We start from the raw sequence: 18,073 nt of genomic DNA on the forward strand, positions 1-18,073 counted from the left end.
ACGAGTTAATTGCCCTTTGATGAATTTATGGACTGTAAATTTGATGTTCATTGACTTTGACTGGTTTTCAATATAATGGTAACGTTTACGACAGGAGGTGATTGGAAATGAAAAAATTCTTCATTTTTACCCTTCTGCTGATGAGTATTTTTATCTTTGCACAGACAAAACTTGTGATCTGGTGTTCTGAAAAGCAGGTTGATATTCTGCAGAAACTGGCTGAAGAATTTAAGGCAAAGTATAACGTAGACGTGGAAGTTCAGTATGTAAACTTTTCGGATATCAAGCCTAAGTTTTTAACAGCCGCTCCAGAAGGTCAGGGTGCAGATATTATAGTTGGCGCACATGATTGGGTTGGCGAGCTGGTGGTGAACGGCCTGATTGAGCCAATTCCAGTATTTTCAGATTTGAACCAATTTTATGAAACTGGTTTAAATGCATTTTCGTATGGTGGGAAACTCTACGGATTGCCTTACTCAATGGAAGCAATTGCTTTGATTTACAACAAAGATTTTGTACCTCAGCCTCCGCAAACGGTTGAAGAAATGATACAGTTTGCAAAGCAAATCGATACAGAATTTGGTGGGGAAGTGAGAGGTTTTGTAACATCAACGACGGAATTTTACTATGCCGTTCCGTTCATATTCGGCTATGGCGGGTATGTTTTCAAGCAGACTGATCAAGGATTAAACATCAAAGATATCGGACTTGCAAACGAAGGAGCTGTTAAGGGAGTGACGTTGATAAAAAGATTTGTTGACGAGGGAATTCTTGATCCAAGTGACAATTACCAGATCATGGATTCTATGTTCAGGGAAGGGAAAGCAGCAATGATAATTAATGGACCGTGGGCCACTAAGGCTTACAAGGATGCAGGGATTGATTATGGAGTGGCAGTGATTCCAAATGTTGGACCTGACATGGTAGCAAGACCTTTCGTTGGTGTTCAGGGATTTATGGTAAATGCCAAGTCAACCAACAAACTCTTGGCAATGGAATTTCTTACTAATTTCATCGCCAAGAGGGACACTATGTACAAACTATATCTGGGTGATCCGAGATTACCTGCGAGAAAAGATGTTTTAGAACTTGTGAAAGACAATCCCGATGTGGTGGCTTTCACGCAGAGTGCTGCAAATGGTATACCGATGCCAAATGTGCCTCAGATGGCTTCTGTGTGGGGAGCGATGAATGATGCGTTGAATCTTGTGGTAAATAACAAAGCATCGGTGGAAGATGCTTTAAAGACTGCCGTCGAGCGAATCAAATCGCAAACGCAATAAACTAAGCCCGGGCTCACACCCGGGCATCTGTGCAAGGAGGAAGAAGATCTGTGAAATATATCTTCCGATTTTTAAAATGGTCTTTATTTTTGATAATGAATGTGCTTTTTTTCTGGGGAGCTGCTTTTCTTATACAAAATGGATATTACGAGCTCGGGGTAGTCTTTTTCATATTATTGTTTTTGATTGATTTTTTCATTTTCAATCCGCGTGCTTATCCATACAGATATGTTGCTCCTGCTTTAGTGCTACTTTTTGTACTGGTTCTTTACCCGATATATTTCACTGTGAAAATAGCCTTCACGAATTATGGGACAGGTCATTATATGCAAAAGCAAGAAGCTATTGAGAGATTACTTTATGATCCAAATTTCACTTACGCTATAGATGACAAAAGTGTGGATTACAAAATTTTTCTGCGTTATGACGGGTTAACCCCGACGGATGATTTTGTTATTCTATTCAAAATAAATGGACAGATTTTCCTTGGAGAAAAGCCGAAAGCTGCTGTAAAAAGGGGGCAGGAAGTACTTCTCAGTGAAGCTTATCTATATCCGATAAAGGAAGACTATGTTGAGATAGATGGAAAGCAGTACCGAATTACCCCCGTTTCGAATGATCTTGGGGAAATCAAGTTGATTTCTCTATATGAAAAAACATACAGGGCTTTTTATTCGCCAGGAGATCCATTCCTTCAGGTAAACGAACCTCATTTCAAAGGAAAAATAGCTCAACTTTATCTGTACAGGTCAGATTTTGTAGATCAAAATGGAGTCAGATATGCTCTTCGGGTAGCTCCCGATGGCGAATGGAGATTTATGCAAATAGAAAGGTTGTATCGCCTTGGATATGAAGAAATTTATGAGGATGGAAAAGTGAAATCGAAAGCGATTTTAGTTAACAATAAAACTGAAAATAAACTGATAGAAAGGGAAGGTGCATTATACGACCTCAATGAGAAGGGTGAGGAGGTTTTTCTAATTGGTTTCATTGATTATGTTGGTTGGAAAAACTTCATCCGAATCGCAACAGATCCCAATGTCTCGGGCCCATTCTTGAAGATATTCATTTGGACTTTTATCTGGGCTTTATTGAGTGTCGTGTTTTCTCTGGCGGTTGGTTTACCTTTTGCGTTGATTTTGAATGATAGCAGATTAAGAGGGCGCAACGTTTACAGAACACTCCTTATAATTCCGTGGGCTATACCTGTTTTCATTTCTGCCTTGATCTGGAGAAACGGCCTTCTAAACGAAACGTATGGGCTGATTAATAAATTTTTATTACCTTTATTTGGTTTGCCTGCCATCAAATGGATGAATGATGCGCTTTGGGCAAGAATTGGAGTGCTGATTGTGAATATCTGGCTTACATTTCCATATATGATGACAATATCCTTAGGGGCTCTTCAGGGTATACCCCCTGAAATGTATGAAGTCGCCATGATAGATGGGGCAGGCAGATTCAAGAGATTTGCTTACGTTACTTTTCCATTTTTAATGACAGTTATAGCTCCTTTGCTTGTAAGTAGTTTTGCTTTTAGTTTCAACAATTTTACTATTATCTATCTGATAACAGGTGGAGGTCCACCTATTCCCGGCTCAACTACTCCAACTGGGTATACTGATATATTGATATCTTATGTCTACAAACTGGCGTTCGAAGCCGGAGAAGGTCAGAATTTCGGTTTTGCGGGTGCTATTTCAATAATGATTTTTTTCTTAGTTGGGGGAATAAGTTTGTTCAATTTCAAGATATCAGGAGCCTTTGAAGAGGTGGAATAATGAGAAAAATCAAGCATGTTAGAAGAGTCTTTTTGCATGCATTTCTCGTTTTTTCAATAATAATTATTCTCTTTCCCACAGTTTGGGTAATCACGACTTCATTTAGAAGAGACGAAGCAGCTTTTTCAAGTGATCTTTTTACTACGAGATTGACGCTTCAAAACTATATAGATCTTGTAGCTCCGGAGAAAAATGTACCGATTCTTATTCAAGATATGCAGAATATTCTCTCTCGAGCGAAGCCTTACAATGAGCTTTCTTATTCTCAGGCTGAGCAAAAAATCAGTGTATCTTTGCAAAAAATAACATCGTATCTCAAGGAAACTCGATTGAGGTACGAAGACGCAAGAAAATCTTACGAATACATCAGCGAATTTCTTCAAAACCATTCAGAAGAGATTAAAAACACTGCATCAGCCGATCTGGAACATTTGAAAGAAACTGTGAGCAAAAAAATTATGGATAAAATTCCATCTTCATCAGAAGAATTCATGGTAGTTTTATACGAATATCTTTCAAAAGAAAAATATGGATCAGCTGTTTTTAACGCTTTGAAGGATGATTTGAGCAGCTTAACACAATTGGATATAGATTCCTCCGAAGATTTCGAAAATGCTCTTGAAAAGCTGAAAATGATTTATGATTCGTACATTGGAAAATACTCCAGACAATATGAGACGAAAACAGAAGAGCTTGAATTGCTCAACAAAGATCTTGCAGTTGTGAGAAGTCAGCTTAACGAGTTTCAAAAAGAGATTCTCAATTTGGATATGATCTTGAATCAGGATTTGATTAATGAAATGAATTCCATAATGGAATCGTTGGAAAATTTGCTGGATTTGAAGAATTCACTGATGGAAAGCTCTGTTGAAAATCCCTGGTTAATTGAAGATGAGTGGTTTTTCGCAAGCATCTCTTCAACCATTGAGCAGTTAGAAAAAATAAAAAGTCGATTTGAGGGCTTTCTGGATTATGAAGCTGTTTTAAACACCGTTGATCGAATTATTTCGATTTTGTACGAATTTGATTTTGTTAATCCAAACATGAAAAAGAAACTGATTTATAGTGACCTTTTAAGGGCATACCAGGAGCTTCAACCCAGAATAGAAAGAATAGCAAAAGAACTTGATGAATTATCCATTAACCTGCCGGAGAAAATTAATACTTTTAAACAGCTTGGTGAAAAATTTTCAGAATTGAATTCTACCATAAGTGATCTCAAAGCACAGCAAGAAGAGATTTCTGCAAAGCTGGAAACAATAAATAGCCAGTTTAATGATGAAAGAATGATGGTGAATCTGAAAATCTTTCTTTCTCAGTTAGAGAATAGAATTTCGACTGTCAGTTCGATCAAATCATTTGAAAAAGCGGATCTTTTGAAATATTCAGCTGTTTTGAACTGGTTGAGAGGATTTTTCAATTCCTACAATGAGAGAGATGAAGTTTATGAAGAACTAAAACATGTAATCGATAAAATGAGGTGGATCGAGGAATATCGTACATTTGCAACAAAATTTGAGAACTTTTCTAAAAACCTCGAATCTGTATTTATTGATGTTGAAAGATATTTGCAGGATTTTCAAATATCATGGAAACAATTGCTGAAAGTATCATTCAATGGAATTTTTGTAACTTCGGAGCCTTTGAGTAAATTGTACGATGTAGTGAAATTAGACTTTGTAACCAGAGTTCGATCAGATATGGCTGTCGTTATGCGTAAATCGGGCGTGCTTATGAAAATAGCGCCTTTTTCTCAGTTGAAAGATGATTTTGGGGCTGTAGATAAAAATTTGTTTAGAGTAGATCAAATTTGGAAACAGAAAACCAAACATTATTTTCTTAGATGGGTTCTTAATTCTGTGATTGTGTCTCTGATCGTTGCTTTTATAACAACTGCGGTTTGTGCTGTTGCAGCTTATCCATTCAGTAGAATGAGATTTGTTGGTAGAAGATATGGTATTTTGAGCCTTTTATTAATACAGATGTTTCCCAGCGTGATATTTATGGTTGCAATATATAACCTACTAAATTTTCTTGGCAGATATATTGACTTTCTGGGAATAGACAGTCTTGGTGGTTTAATTTTTGCCTATTTAACCAACATTGCTTACAACATGTATCTGATAAAAGGTTTCTACGATTTGATACCTCCTTCGTTAGAAGAGGCAGCTATTGTCGATGGTGCAACAAGATTCCAGAGTTTTTACAAAATAGTTTTACCTTTAGCCCAACCAATTTTGACAGTTGTCTTCCTTCTTGTATTTATAGGAACTTTCAACGAATACGTCATCGCCCGTATTATATTGCAAAATGTCCAGAATTATACCTATGCACTTGGCTTATGGGCGTTTTCAACTGGGCCATATGAAACAGAGTGGGGATTGTTTACAGCGGCATCGCTTCTTGGAATGATGCCCATGGTTATATTATTTCTTTCCCTGCAGAGGTACCTGGTGAGTGGATTAACGAGAGGAGCAGTCAAAGAATGAGGGGGAAAAGGCATGAGATTAACTGCTTTGATTTTCATACTGATTTTTATGAATATATCTATTTTAGCAAATGATTTCATAATAGGAGTAGATGTGTCAACGTTATACGAGATAGAAAAAGCTGGAGGAAAATACTATGACAGCGGCGTGGAAAAAAGTTGCCTTGAGATTTTGAAAGATCACGGCGTGAACTGGGTGAGATTGAGAGTATGGAACGATCCGACAGATCATGGTGAACCGCTGGGAGGAGGAAATTGCGATTATGTAAAAATGACACAGATAGCTATGAGAGCAAAAGCCGCAGGCTTAAAAGTTCTTGTTGATTTTCATTACAGTGACTGGTGGGCGGATCCCGGCAAACAAAACAAACCAAAAGCTTGGGCTGAATTACATGGTGATGATCTTCAGAATGCTATTTATAATTACACAAGAGAGGTTCTAATATACATGAGGCAAAATCAGGCTTCTCCAGATATGGTACAGATAGGGAACGAAATAAATAACGGTTTTCTCTGGCCCGACGGTCAGATTTCCGGGCAAAATGCTGGTGGATTTGATGGCTTTGTAAAGCTTGCAAAAAAGGCAATTAAAGCTGTTCGGGAAGTTGATCCTTCTATAAAGATTATGCTTCATCTCGCCGATGGTGGTAATAATCCACTTTACAGATGGTTTTTTGATGAAATGGTCAGGCGGAATGTCGATTTTGATGTTATAGGAGTCTCATACTATCCTTATTGGCATGGCAGCTTGAAAGATTTGTCTGAAAATCTGAATGATATAGCGCGACGATACGATAAGGATATTGTTATAGCAGAAACGGCATATGCCTGGACTTTACAGGATTTCGATGGATATCCAAATATATTTGGCGAACAACAAGAACACATAGCGGGTTATGATGCATCGATAGAAGGCCAAAAGGCATTTCTGAGCGATTTGATAAGAACTTTGAAAAGCGTTTCAAGAGGAAAATGCAAGGGTTTTTTCTACTGGGAAGGAGCATGGATACCGGTAAAAGGCGTCGGGTGGAAAATTAACGAGGGTAACCCGTGGGAAAATCAGGCACTTTTCGACTTTCACGGTAATCTACTTGATATTGTCGAAATCTTTGAGAGTCCTTTCGAAAAGGTTGCCGTTTTAAAAGAGTTTTCTTTACCGATAATTGAAGTATTTCTTGGGGAAAAACCGGAATTACCCGGGTCAGTAAAAGCTGCTTTTTCGGATGGTTCTGTTCGACCAGTAGAGATTCAGTGGGAGGAAATTCCAGCAGAAGATCTGAACACTCCAGGAGAGCATGTGGTAAAGGGAGTTATAACAAGCGCGGGTGAGAAAATAGAAGCTACGGTAATTGTGAAAGAGGAAAGAAATTATCTGCAGAATGCAAGTTTTGAACTGGCTGTTCTGGAACCGTGGCAGGTTGCAGGCAACAGGGAAGCGGTGAAAGTAATTCGCGCAGATCCACCGCAAAATGCACACCACGGCAAATATGCGTTGAATTATTGGCTGGATAAGGATTTTGAATTCGAGTTATATCAAAACGTAACTAATTTACCCGATGGTGTCTACACCGTCAGTATGTGGATTCAAGGTGGCGGGTCAGATACGGTATATCTCAAAATTAGTGAATATGGTGGTCCTGAGAAGTCGGTGAAAATCGTCAATACGGGGTGGCTGAAATGGAACAATCCTCAGCTAAAGAACATCCAGATAACCACAGGAAAGATAAAGATAAGCGTCATCGTTAGAGGAAAATCCGGTAACTGGGGCTGGATTGATGAATTTAAGTTAATGAGGGAAGTGCAGTGAGTCTGAGGAAAAGGTATGTGACGATAGTTGATATAGCTAAGAGAGCAGGAGTTTCAATTAATACTGTCTCGAGGGCTTTGAATAACAAACCAGATATAAGCGAGGATACGAAGAAGCGGATTCTAAGTATTGCGATGGAACTTGGGTATATTAAAAACATAACAGCCTCACTTTTAAGGCAGAAGCAAACACAAACAGTCGGAGTTATACTTGCAGATAGTTCAAACCCATTCTATGCCGAAGTCCTGAAAGGAATTGAAGCCGCTTCAAGAAAATATGGTTATCAAATCATTCTTATGAATACGGAAAGGGTTTACCAGAATGAGGTGAACGCTATCGAATTGCTCTTTCAAAGGAGAGTTGATGGTCTCTTGATAGCACCTGTTCAGGAAAAAGATGAAGATATAAAAAAATTATCGCGAAAAGATATTCCTGCTGTTATCCTGGGAAGGCATTTCGAAGACATTGAGATAGACGAAATATATAATGATGACTTAAAAGGAGGTTATATCGCTGCAAATCACTTACTCGAAAATGGAAGGAACAAAACTTTAATCATTTGTGGACCACTCTACAATTCAGCTGCAAGAATGCGAGTTGAAGGTTTCAGGAAAGCTTTATGTGACCACGGAATAGAATTTGACAGGAGACGTGTTTTCATAACAGATATAAACATTGAAGACGGTTATACCGCAATTAAAAATGCTCTTGAAGAACGTATAAAATTTGATTCTGTTTTTTGCTACAATGACCTTGTTGCTTTTGGTGCTATCAAAGCTCTAAAAGAAATGAATTTTAGTTTACCGGAAGAGGTAGCGGTTGTTGGATATGATGACATAATTTTTTCCTCGTTCATCTGTCCTTCGTTGACAACCGTGAAAATAAAGAAATACGAGATGGGTTTCGAAGCATTCAGAATGCTTCTTGAAAGAATGAGGGGAAAAAGAAAACGGGCAAGAAAAATTTTGCTCGATGTTGAATTGATCGTTCGTGAGAGTGCTTAAGGAGGTCTGAAAAATGGAATGGCAAGATCCTGAAGCCGTGAATGAAAACATAGAGAAACCACACGCAACGTTTATACCTTATTTCAATCCTTTTACGGCATGCTGGGAATATCCGAAACAGTTTATACCATTAAGTGGAAAATGGAAATTCTTTTTTTCAAATAACCCCTTCGATTTACCTTGCAACTTCTATGATGAAAATTTTGACGATAGTTCCTGGGATGAAATAGATGTACCAAGCAACTGGGAAATGTTTGGATATGATAAGCCGATATATACAAATACCACATACCCCTTCGGAAAAAATCCACCAGAAATTTCTAAGAATTACAACCCTACAGGTATATACAGAAAAACGGTTATTATACCTGATTCATGGTTTGATAGAGAGATATTTTTACATTTTGAAGGTGTCAGGTCGTTTTTCTATTTGTGGATAAATGGGAAAAGAGTTGGTTATAGTAAAGACAGCTGCACCCCCGCTGAATTCAGAGTGAACGATTATTTAAAACCGGGAAGTAATACTCTGACCGTTGAGGTATTGAAATGGTGCGATGGAAGTTATTTAGAAGATCAAGATATGTGGTGGCTTGCAGGAATATATAGAGATGTTTATTTATACACAACACCCAGGATATACCTGCGAGATATCTTTGTGAGAACAGATCTCGATGAAGAATTCAAAAATGGGAAACTATTTGTTGACATGGAAATCAAAAATTCTCTTGCAAATAAGATTGAAAGCACGATATCAATATCGATAGTTGATCCAGATGGCAAAGAATCGATTTTGAAAGAAGAAAGAATAATTCTTTCACATCAGCTTGAAACTTTATCGTATACCTTTGTTTTGAGGAAAGTTTTCAAGTGGTCTGTTGAAACTCCGTATCTGTATGTTCTGAAAGTAAAGGTCGGCGAAGATGAGAAAAAGATAAATACTGGTTTTCGAAAGATACAAATAAACCACGGAAGATTACTCTTGAATGGAAAATTGCTGTATATAAAAGGGGTTAACAGGCATGAATTCGACCCACGTCGTGGACATGCCGTAGGTGTGGAAACTATGTTCAAAGATATTGAACTTATGAAGCAAAATAACATAAACACTGTGAGAACGTCCCATTATCCCAATCAAACTAAATGGTACGATCTGTGTGACTATTACGGTCTCTATGTTATAGACGAAGCAAATATAGAATCACATGGCGTGGGATGGGACCCGGAGGAAACTCTTGCTAATAAACCTGAATGGAAGAAGGCACATTTTGATAGAATTCAACGAATGGTTGAAAGAGATAAAAATCACATCAGTGTCATCTTCTGGTCTCTTGGAAATGAGGCAGGGGATGGAGAAAATTTTGAGTATCCTGCTCTGTGGATAAAATCGCGAGATAACACGCGCATGGTGCACTATGCGCCTTATGGTGCGATGAAGCCTGGTGATGCCTTTTATCTTGATGTAGTTTCGGTTATGTATCCACCTATTGAAAAATTGCTTGAGTATGCTTCAAAAGAGCAAAGCAGACCTTTAATAATGTGCGAATATGCTCATGCTATGGGAAACAGTGTGGGTAATCTGAGAGATTACTGGCAGGTAGTGGAAAATCAGCCTTATCTTCACGGTGGTTGTATATGGGACTGGGTTGATCAAGGTTTTGAGAAGAAAGATGAAGCCGGTGGAACCTTCTGGGCTTATGGAGGAGATTTTGGGGATGAACCCAATGACGGGAATTTTTGCTGTAATGGATTAGTGCTGCCTGATAGAACTCCTTCTCCGGCATTAAGTGAAGTGAAGAAAATTTATCAGTATGTGAAAGTCAGCAGGATCAACAGAAATTTGTTTGAGATAGAAAACAGGTATTCCTGCACGAATCTCAGTGCATTCGATATTTTTTGGGAACTGAAAAAAGATGGGAAAATCATCATGAGCCAGAAAATCGATGTAGAGCTACCAGCAGGAGAGCGAAAAACGATATCAATAAATTTTCCGCAGCTGGATAATGGGGAATATTTCATAATTTTTTTGTTTTTACTGAAAAAAGATACAGTATGGGCAAAAAAAGGACACATTGTTTCCTGGGAGCAATTTCAAGTTAAAGAACCGTGTTACGAAAGAATATCTATCAAAGGTAATATCAATTTGAGGGAAAATAGCAATCAGTACATTGTTTTATCAAAAAACGTTGCGGTTGCTTTTTCAAAAAAAACAGGGTTTCTGGAATATATCAAACTTGGAGAGGAAACCATTTTGTGCAAATTAGCACCTAATTTTTACAGAGCACCTACAGACAACGATTTAGGAAATAAAATGCCGGAAAGATTGTTTGTATGGAAGGAAGCAACTTATCACCAAAGTCTGCAGAAGATTAATTTTCAAATCGAGAAAAACTACATAAGTATTGCTTCTTTAAATCGCCTTCCAGGAGATTCGCTGCTGCATTTAACTTATACGGTTTTTCCCAACAATGAAATCCTGATTGATTATGTTTTAGACGCCAGAGAAAGTCGTGTAGAAATTCCAAGAGTCGGGACAAGCTTTACGATGCCGAAATCATTTACGAAAGTAAAATGGTATGGAAGAGGACCTCATGAAACGTACGAAGATAGAAAAGACAGTGGAATTTTTTCAATACATGAGAAGAATGTTTCTGAGATGATTCATAAATACATAAGGCCACAAGAAACCGGTAATAGAACAGATGTTCGATGGTTTTCCATATCCGACGAAAGATCTTCACTTTTTGTCTATGGTGTTCCAGTGATCAATTTCAGCGTCTGGCCCTTTTCCATGGAAAGTCTTGAAAAAGCCCAACACACGAACGAATTAATTGAACAGGATTTAATCACCGTTAATGTAGATTACAAACAAATGGGTGTTGGAGGTGATGATAGCTGGGGGGCTTTGCCACATCCTGAATACATTCTCATACCGGGAATTTATCATTATGAATTCAGATTGCTTGCAACTAATAATACAGATTCATCAGAATTTTATAGACGCTTACCTGCATTTGAAGAAGACTATGAAATCAGTATGAGTCTTTCCAAACAAAAGTTAAAAGTAAACGAAGAATTGGTGATTTCAGTATTTATACAGAACAAATCAATTTCAACTTATGAAGACGATTTACTTCTCTTTGCAGACGAGAAGTTAATCGACTGTCAAAGGGTAGCTGTACCACCTTACGAAACTCACAGAAAAGATTTTTCAGTCAAATTTGTTGAGAAGGGCACTCATTTGATCAGTATTAATACGAAAAATAAAAAACCTGTATATGTTTTTTGAGCAAATCATAAATTGATTATTGTCCGTTGTTACATAATTCTCATTGAGGAGATAAAATATTTTCTGAATTAGAGTATCACTGATGTAGAGATCTTCACTTTGTTAAAGCAAGAAGAAGGTTAGCTCTTGATTTTTTATCAGGGTATAGTAAAATATCTTATGGCATTGTGCGGGTGTAGCTCAATGGTAGAGCATCGGCCTTCCAAGCCGAGGGTCGCGGGTTCGAATCCCGTCGCCCGCTCCAGCGCCCGTAGCTCAATAGGATAGAGCATCGGACTTCTAATCCGAGGGTTGTGGGTTCGATTCCCGCCGGGCGCGCCAGGGATGGTGACCATAGCTCAGCTGGCAGAGCGCCTGACTGTGGATCAGGTGGTCGCGGGTTCAAATCCCGCTGGTCACCCCAGGATGCGCGCCTGTAGCTCAATGGATAGAGCGTCGGACTTCGGATCCGATGGTTGCGGGTTCAAGTCCTGCCAGGCGCGCCAAATGCAATTTTCATCGCAGCTACAATGTTGAAATCGCTTGGCTAAAGGAGGTAGAAAAGATGGAAGTATTGAAGGTAGCCTCTAATTCTAACCCAAACAAAGTTGCGGGTGCTCTCGCTGGAATGATCAGAGAAAATGGAAAGGCAGAGCTTCAAGCAATTGGTGCCGGTGCTGTTAACCAGGCTGTCAAAGCTATAGCTATAGCAAGAGGTTATTTAGCACCAAGCGGTGTTGATCTTGTTAGTATTCCTGCATTTACCGATGTTGAAATTGATAAGGAAACCAGAACAGCTTTGAAGTTCATAGTCTTTCCAAGAAACTGAGGTTATCAAAAATCTGAACCCCGCGCTTTTTGGCGCGGGGTTTTGTTTAGTCTGTTATAAAAAAAGATCGTTTCCAAGTGAGTCTATAGCTACTATTAGAGGAAAATTTACAACTTTTGCCACATATATTCCCTCTGGCCCGAGATCGTCAAACGCAATCAATCTGATGTCTTCTATGTGCGTTGATAATGCTGCCGCAGCACCACTTGGTGTTATAAAATAGACACGATTATATTTCTTGCATAACTCTCTTGCAACTTTTCCTCTTTTCCCCTTTCCAACAGTTGCAATTACTCCTAATTTGTAAAGAATCTCTAAATAGTTATCCATTCTTTCGCTTGTGGTTGGCCCTATCGCTCTCCTGTTGTTTTTTGGGTTGGTTGGCCCGGCGTAGAACACAATTTTTCCGGACAAATCAATTAACGGTTGCTCTCCATGATCAATCATCATCTTGATACGTTTTTGAGCAGCATCTCTCATTATCAGAAACTCTCCGCTGTAATCTATTCTCTCACCTACATTCAATTTCACTAAGTTCAATCTCGACACTCCCTCCTCTGCACAGATAACAATCCACAGATACAGCTACCGGTAGGACTGCTATGTGTGTTGGCATCTGCTCAATGTGGACATCATAGACAGTTGGACCTGCGTGTAAACCTTGAAACCCTATCTTGAGAGAATTGATCTTTTCGCACAACTCTTTTTCAAGTTGTGCATAATTTCTATCAACATTCCTTTCGCCGAATTTTCGTATGAGGGCAAGTTTTGAAAGAATAACTGCTTTTTCGGCACTACCACCTATTCCTATACCGATTTTTAATGGTGGGCATGCCTTTGCTCCGTTTTCTGAAATATGCTGGACAACCAAATTTATGATCTCCTGCTTACCGATCGTTGGATTTAGCATGAACAATCGAGTTAGATTCTCGCTACCTCCGCCTTTTATCAGGAAATGTATCTGGAATGTTTTAAGCTCTGTTTGAAATATGTGTACTATGCAGGGTGTGTTGTCAAAGGTGTTTTTTCGTTCAAACAATGGATCTTCAACAACAGAATATCTAAATGGATTTTCTCTATACAATTTTCTCACAATGTCGTTCAATAGAAACTCGATAGGTTTATCCGTAACCACATTGGGATTTGCAAAAACAAAGAATTCAACCATTCCTGTATCCTGGCACAACGGAAGTTTGAGTTTTTCTGCAACCTCTATATTCTTTTTGAGTACGTCGTTGAACGGACCATCATAATTCTCAACATACATCCTTACATCGTTATTGATTACAACATTTGCTCTTAACAATTCTTCTCGTAGCACATGATCTAAGTGATTGGTATCAACTGTGTAAATTCTCATTTCTTACCCCCTTTCTATTCCTTACTGGATATATAGAAATGATACAATACAGACTGTAAAGAAAGTAAGAAAGGAGGTAATTGATTATGAGAACAGTCAAAGCTCCAAGAGGAAACGCATTGACCTGCAAAAGCTGGCAAACTGAAGCAGCAATGCGGATGTTGATGAATAATCTGGATCCGGAAGTTGCCAGAGATCCAGCAAATTTGATTGTCTATGGTGGAACGGGGAAAGCTGCGAGAAATTGGGAGTGCTTTGATAAGATAGTCGAAACACTGAAAAAACTCGAATCTGATGAAACGTTACTTGTCCAGAGTGGTAAACCAGTTGCTGTTTTCAAAACCAGTGAGTGGTCACCACGTGTTTTGATAGCAAATTCGTTGTTGGTCCCAAAATGGGCCAACTGGGAATACTTTAGAGAACTTGAAGAGCGTGGTTTGATAATGTTTGGGCAGATGACGGCTGGCAGCTGGATTTACATAGGAACACAGGGGATACTTCAAGGAACGTATGAAACTTTTTATGCAGTAGCACAGAAATATTTTGAAGGAACACTGAAGGGAAAATTTGTCTTAACAGCTGGACTTGGTGAAATGGGAGGAGCTCAGCCACTCGCTGTAACGATGAACGATGGCATCATTCTCGCTGTTGAAGTAGATAAAAGAATGATAGATAGAAGGTTGAAAACAGGTTATCTGGATACATGGACCGATGATCTCGAAGAAGCCTTAAGACTGATCGATGAAGCCAGAAAAGCCCAAAAACCTCTTTCAATAGGTTTGCTGGCAAATGCCGCAGAGGTTCATCCAAAACTTGTTGAATCTGGAATAATACCAGATGTGGTCACAGACCAAACTGCTGCGCATGACCCATTGAATGGATATATTCCAAAAGGATTAACAGTTGAGCAAGCAGCCGAACTTAGAAGAAATAATCCTCAGGAATACTTAGACAGAGTTTATGATTCTGTATGCGAACATGTAGAAGCAATTTTAAATATGAAAAAGCTCGGTGCAAAGGTTTTTGAGTACGGTAACAACATAAGAAGGCTTGCATATGATCATGGAGTTAGAAACGCTTTTGAAATACCGGGGTATGTTCCGGAATATATTAGGGACCTCTTTGCTCAAGGAAAGGGACCATTCAGATGGGTTGCTTTAAGTGGAGACCCAGAAGATATATATGCTACCGATCAAAAGGTGCTGGAATTATTCCCACGCGATGAACACCTCAGGAAGTGGATTGAAATGGCCCGAGAAAAAATTCATTGGCAGGGATTGCCAGCTCGCATTTGCTGGCTTGGTCAGGGCGAGAGAACTGCCATGGGGCTTGCCATGAATGAGATGGTAAAAAGTGGAAAACTTAAGGCTCCAATTGTCATAGGCAGAGATCATCATGACACAGGTTCTGTGGCTTCTCCATACAGAGAGACAGAAGCAATGAAAGATGGTAGTGACGCCATAGCTGATTGGCCTATTTTAAACGCATTGCTCAATACAGCAAGTGGGGCTACGTGGGTTTCCGTTCATCATGGAGGAGGTGTAGGAATAGGGTATTCTATTCATGCTGGTATGGTTATAGTAGCTGATGGAACTGAGCTTGCCAGAAAGAAACTTGAACGTGTGCTAACAAACGACTCTGGAATCGGTGTTATAAGACATCTGGATGCTGGATATGAAATAGCCAAAAAAACGGCAATAGATCAACACCTGAACTATCCAATGATGAAGTAATTAGGAGGTCTTAGAATGCTCGAAGGATTGATAGCCTTTTTTCAACAATCGGCGTTTGGCTATGTGACAGTTGGGAATGTTCTGATGTATTTTGTGGCTCTACTTCTCCTTTATGTTGCGATAAAGAAGGATGCTGAACCGTTACTGCTTATACCTATCGCTTTTGGAATAATTCTTGGCAATATTCCGTCCCAGTTGACAAGACTTTTTGACGAAGGCGGGCTATTCTGGTATTTGAATATGGGTGTGACCAAGGGTATATACCCTCCTCTCATATTTCTTGGAATAGGTGCCTTAACTGATTTCTCTTTTATGCTTTCTTACCCATTAACCATTTTTCTTGGTGGAGCAGCACAATAACGTTTATTCTGGCAAAGATTTTTGGTTTCAGTCTAAAGCAAGCCGCGTCAATCGGTATCATAGGGGGAGCAGACGGTCCTACATCGATATACATCAGCAGTCAATTTGCTCCCGAGCTACTTTCATCAATAGCGATAGCAGCTTACTCGTATATCGCACTGATACCAATTCTTCAGCCTGTAGTGTCTAAGATTTTGACTACAAAAGAAGAGCGAAAAATAAGAATGGGACCTCCCCGAAGAGTTTCAAAAACGGAACGGATTCTTTTTCCGATAATAGTCACGATTGTCTCTGCCTTGCTGGTGCCACAATCACTTTCGCTCATCGGCATGTTGATGCTGGGTAATATTCTCAGGGAAGCAGGAAATGTGAAGAGACTTGTGGAAGCCGCAAGTAGGTATATTCTTGATACTGTTACGATAATTCTTATGGTTTGTGTGGGTGCTTCCGCAAGAGCCGAGATATTTTTAAAACCTCAGAGTTTGCTTATTTTCGGTCTTGGGGCTTTAGCATTTATTTGCTCTTTGTCTGGGGGGATTTTGTTTGCAAAATTTATGAATTTGTTTTTAAAACAAAAAATAAACCCATTAATAGGAGCTGCTGGCGTATCGGCTGTGCCTGATTCAGCAAGGGTTGCGCAAAAGATTGCTCAGGAGGCCGACCCAACCAATTTTATTTTGATGCATGCGATGAGCCCAAATGTTGCCGGAGTCATTGGATCAGCAGTAGCAGCTGGTGTGTTTCTTGCGTTGATAAAATAGGGAGGGAATAAAAGTGAAAAAAAGTTATGAAGTTGAAATAAACTATTCCTGGTGCAAAAGCTGTGGAATATGTTACAGTTTTTGCCCAACTGGTGCTATTGGTAAGGGAAATTTACTGGAGCCAGTTGTCAGTGATGAAAAAAAATGTATTGGCTGCTTGATGTGCGAAAATCTCTGTCCGGATTTCGCGATTGTTATAAAAGAAAAACAATCTGTACAGGAGAGTGCTCAAAATGGGTGAAAGAGTTTTAATGCAGGGTAATGAAGCTTGTGCACTCGGGGCCATTAAAGGTGGTTGTAGATTTTATGCTGGTTATCCAATAACACCTTCTTCCGAGATAGCTGAGACCATGGCAAGAGAACTTCCAAAGATTGGGGGAGTTTTCATCCAGATGGAGGATGAAATATCAAGTGCTGCTGCAATAATAGGAGCATCTCTTGCTGGGGTAAAATCTATGACTGCTACCAGCGGTCCTGGTTTCAGTTTAATGCAGGAAGCTCTTGGATATGCTGTGATGACAGAAACTCCGTGTGTTTTTGTGAATGTAATGCGTGGAGGTCCATCCACAGGATTACCAACACAACCCGCTCAGGGTGATATAATGCAGGCAAGATGGGGAACTCACGGAGATCACGAAATAATAGCTCTGTATCCATGGAGTGTTGGGGAAACTTACAAGTTGATAATCAAAGCGTTCAATTATGCTGAAAAATACCGAACACCGGTTATTTTTTTAATGGACGAGGTACTTGGCCACATGAGGGAGACTTTTGACATGCCAGATGAACGAGATATAAGGGTAATTCCGAGATTAACCGAAAGTGAACTGGAGGAGGAAGAAGTTTACACACCTTTTTCAGAGCAGGATACAGCCGAACCAACTCCTACTCCTTTAATTGAGATGGGAAAGGCGCGATTTCACGTTTCAGGGCTTGTCCATGATGAATCAGGCTTTCCACAGGCAAGCTTTGAAGTTAGTGATAAATTGATCAGAAGATTATCTAATAAGATCAGAATTCATGCTGATGAAATAGCAATGTATGAGGAATTTATGACTGATGATGCAGAAATACTGGTTGTTGCGTATGGATCAGTTGCAAGAAGCGCCATAAGGGCCATCAAGATAGCCAGACAGGACAAAATAAAGGTGGGGTTATTCAGGCCTATAACAATCTGGCCTGTTGCAGCAAACAGGTTAAAGAGATTGTTGTCTCGTGTTGAAGGAGTTTTATTTGCAGAAATGAATCTCGGCCAGTACGCAAAGGAAATTCTGGCCCTGTCCAAGAGGAATCTAAAAGTAAAGTTTGTAACAAAGGTTGGAGGCCGATTGATAAGCCCTGAAGAAATACTTGATGGTATAAGTTCTTTACAGGTGGAAATTGCTGAATTCTAATTGGGAGG

The 18,073-nt window shown here is 39.3% G+C and carries 12 protein-coding genes, 4 tRNA genes and 1 pseudogene; 15 read left to right on the forward strand and 2 right to left on the reverse strand.

Annotation, left to right across the window (positions count from 1 at the left end; genetic code table 11):
* The first annotated feature begins 107 nt into the window (after nt 1-107).
* The 11 genes from malE (at nt 108) to TEL01S_RS04620 (ending at nt 12,457) form a co-directional block, all read left to right on the forward strand.
* Complete coding sequence (malE, locus tag TEL01S_RS04570; RefSeq protein ID WP_028843254.1) at nt 108-1,283, forward strand: maltose/maltodextrin ABC transporter substrate-binding protein MalE; 1,176 nt, start codon at nt 108-110, stop codon at nt 1,281-1,283.
* A 50-nt stretch (nt 1,284-1,333) separates the two neighbouring features.
* Nucleotides 1,334-3,064 (forward strand): DUF4896 domain-containing protein, encoded by a 1,731-nt coding sequence (locus TEL01S_RS04575; protein WP_028843253.1) that lies wholly within the window; start codon nt 1,334-1,336, stop codon nt 3,062-3,064.
* Nucleotides 3,064-5,553, forward strand: coding sequence for a sugar ABC transporter permease (locus tag TEL01S_RS04580; protein ID WP_038051174.1), 2,490 nt, complete (start codon nt 3,064-3,066; stop codon nt 5,551-5,553). The genes TEL01S_RS04575 and TEL01S_RS04580 overlap by 1 nt, the downstream gene beginning before the upstream one ends.
* A gap of 12 nt (nt 5,554-5,565) precedes the next feature.
* Nucleotides 5,566-7,359 (forward strand): glycosyl hydrolase 53 family protein, encoded by a 1,794-nt coding sequence (locus tag TEL01S_RS04585; protein WP_028843251.1) that lies wholly within the window; start codon nt 5,566-5,568, stop codon nt 7,357-7,359.
* A gap of 2 nt (nt 7,360-7,361) precedes the next feature.
* On the forward strand, nt 7,362-8,363 hold the full coding sequence (locus tag TEL01S_RS04590; protein ID WP_028843250.1) for a LacI family DNA-binding transcriptional regulator: 1,002 nt from the start codon (nt 7,362-7,364) through the stop codon (nt 8,361-8,363).
* Between the two features lie 13 nt (nt 8,364-8,376).
* On the forward strand, nt 8,377-11,649 hold the full coding sequence (lacZ, locus tag TEL01S_RS04595; RefSeq protein ID WP_028843249.1) for a beta-galactosidase LacZ: 3,273 nt from the start codon (nt 8,377-8,379) through the stop codon (nt 11,647-11,649).
* Nucleotides 11,650-11,818: 169 nt separating this feature from the next.
* Nucleotides 11,819-11,893: transfer RNA gene (locus TEL01S_RS04600), tRNA-Gly, on the forward strand.
* A tRNA-Arg gene (locus TEL01S_RS04605) sits at nt 11,894-11,970 on the forward strand.
* 6 nt (nt 11,971-11,976) lie between these two features.
* Nucleotides 11,977-12,052: transfer RNA gene (locus TEL01S_RS04610), tRNA-His, on the forward strand.
* A 6-nt stretch (nt 12,053-12,058) separates the two neighbouring features.
* A tRNA-Arg gene (locus tag TEL01S_RS04615) sits at nt 12,059-12,134 on the forward strand.
* 59 nt (nt 12,135-12,193) lie between these two features.
* Nucleotides 12,194-12,457: a stage V sporulation protein S gene (locus TEL01S_RS04620; protein WP_012002963.1), complete on the forward strand. Its 264-nt coding sequence runs from the start codon at nt 12,194-12,196 to the stop codon at nt 12,455-12,457.
* Between the two features lie 54 nt (nt 12,458-12,511).
* Here TEL01S_RS04620 and TEL01S_RS04625 read toward each other — a convergent pair whose 3' ends face one another.
* Entirely contained in the window at nt 12,512-12,997 is a 486-nt protein-coding gene (locus tag TEL01S_RS04625; protein WP_012002964.1) for a FumA C-terminus/TtdB family hydratase beta subunit, read from the reverse strand.
* Nucleotides 12,969-13,817 (reverse strand): fumarate hydratase, encoded by an 849-nt coding sequence (locus tag TEL01S_RS04630; protein WP_012002965.1) that lies wholly within the window; start codon nt 13,815-13,817, stop codon nt 12,969-12,971. Before TEL01S_RS04630 ends, TEL01S_RS04625 begins: the two co-directional genes overlap by 29 nt.
* A gap of 86 nt (nt 13,818-13,903) precedes the next feature.
* Here TEL01S_RS04630 and hutU point away from each other — a divergent pair, with 86 nt between their 5' ends.
* The 4 genes and pseudogenes from hutU (at nt 13,904) to TEL01S_RS04650 (ending at nt 18,065) form a co-directional block, all read left to right on the forward strand.
* Complete coding sequence (gene hutU / locus TEL01S_RS04635) at nt 13,904-15,550, forward strand: urocanate hydratase (protein WP_012002966.1); 1,647 nt, start codon at nt 13,904-13,906, stop codon at nt 15,548-15,550.
* Between the two features lie 15 nt (nt 15,551-15,565).
* Nucleotides 15,566-16,671 (forward strand): annotated as a pseudogene (locus TEL01S_RS04640) (sodium ion-translocating decarboxylase subunit beta).
* Nucleotides 16,672-16,684: 13 nt separating this feature from the next.
* Nucleotides 16,685-16,912: a 4Fe-4S dicluster domain-containing protein gene (locus tag TEL01S_RS04645; protein WP_012002968.1), complete on the forward strand. Its 228-nt coding sequence runs from the start codon at nt 16,685-16,687 to the stop codon at nt 16,910-16,912.
* Nucleotides 16,905-18,065: a 2-oxoacid:acceptor oxidoreductase subunit alpha gene (locus TEL01S_RS04650; protein ID WP_012002969.1), complete on the forward strand. Its 1,161-nt coding sequence runs from the start codon at nt 16,905-16,907 to the stop codon at nt 18,063-18,065. The genes TEL01S_RS04645 and TEL01S_RS04650 overlap by 8 nt, the downstream gene beginning before the upstream one ends.
* The last annotated feature ends 8 nt before the right edge of the window (nt 18,066-18,073 follow it).

This window comes from Pseudothermotoga elfii DSM 9442 = NBRC 107921, from assembly GCF_000504085.1.
GTDB classification, from domain to species: Bacteria; Thermotogota; Thermotogae; order Thermotogales; family DSM-5069; genus Pseudothermotoga_B; species Pseudothermotoga_B elfii.